Source organism: Kitasatospora sp. NRRL B-11411, from assembly GCF_000721345.1.
GTDB classification, from domain to species: domain Bacteria; phylum Actinomycetota; class Actinomycetes; order Streptomycetales; family Streptomycetaceae; genus Kitasatospora; species Kitasatospora cineracea.
The window spans coordinates 1-983 of sequence record NZ_JOGH01000289.1; the positions used below are offsets into that span (position 1 = coordinate 1).

At 67.5% G+C, this 983-nt stretch carries 1 protein-coding gene and 1 pseudogene; both read left to right on the top strand.

The features are described 5' to 3' along the window. Positions 1 to 289: hypothetical protein (locus IH44_RS0139970; RefSeq protein WP_030464764.1), on the top strand; the 289-nt coding region annotated here is incomplete at its 5' end. Between the two features lies 1 nt (position 290). Continuing rightward, positions 291 to 983 (top strand): annotated as a pseudogene (locus IH44_RS0139975) (hypothetical protein); the annotation flags it as partial.

Here is a 983-nt window from a genome sequence, read left to right on the forward strand (position 1 = left end):
CCCCGACAACATCGGCGTCTTCCGCCCCTCGACCGGACAGTTCCACCTGCGCATGGACGACGGCAGCCTCAAGATCCTCGACTGGGGCCAGGCAGGAGACCTCCCCGTCTCCGCCAACTTCGACGGCGGCAACGGCGCCCCCGCCGGGAACATCGGCATCTGGCGCCCCTCCACCGGCCAGTTCCACCTCCGCAACGACGACGGCTCTCTCACCGTCCTCGACTGGGGCCAGCCGCGGCAGACGACCCAGAATCGGCCCATCTTCGAACTGAATCAGGGACACCCATAGCATGAACCGCATCGCGCGACCTCGCCTCACAGCCATAGCCGTCGCCACCGCGCTGGCCTCCGCCATCCTCGCCGCCGCACCGGCTGTCCATGCCGAGGGGACCGATCTTTCCGACCCGGCTGCGGTGACGCTCCTGGCCGACTACTCCTGCGGATCTGTCAGCGGCAGTGACAACGTCATCGCCGCGCGGCTCAGCCCCGCGCTCACCGGTTCGCTCAACAACTACCTGACCGCTTACCGGGTGTCCTGCGCCCGTGCGATCATCAATGCCGTACAGTCCCGTGGCTTGTCCCATCGGGCCGCTGTCATCGCCGTCACCACCTCCATCGTCGAGACCACCCTGCGAAACGTCCCCGGCGGTGACCTGGACAGTGTCGGCCTCTTCCAGCAACGCGACAGCTGGGGGTCCTTCGACCAGCGGATGGACCCGACCTGGTCGACCAACGCCTTCCTCAACCAGATGCTCAAGGTGAGCAACTGGCAGACCATGCCGGTCGGTGACGTCTGCCAGGCCGTCCAGATATCCGCCTACCCCACCCGGTACCAGGCCCAGGCTCAGGACGCCGAACAGATCGTCGACGCGGTCCTTGCCGACACCACGACTGGTGACGAGCCGGTGGCCGGGAACTGGGATGCCGGCAACGGCAGCCCGGCCGGGAACGTCGGCGTCTTCCGCCCTTCGACCGGGCAGTTC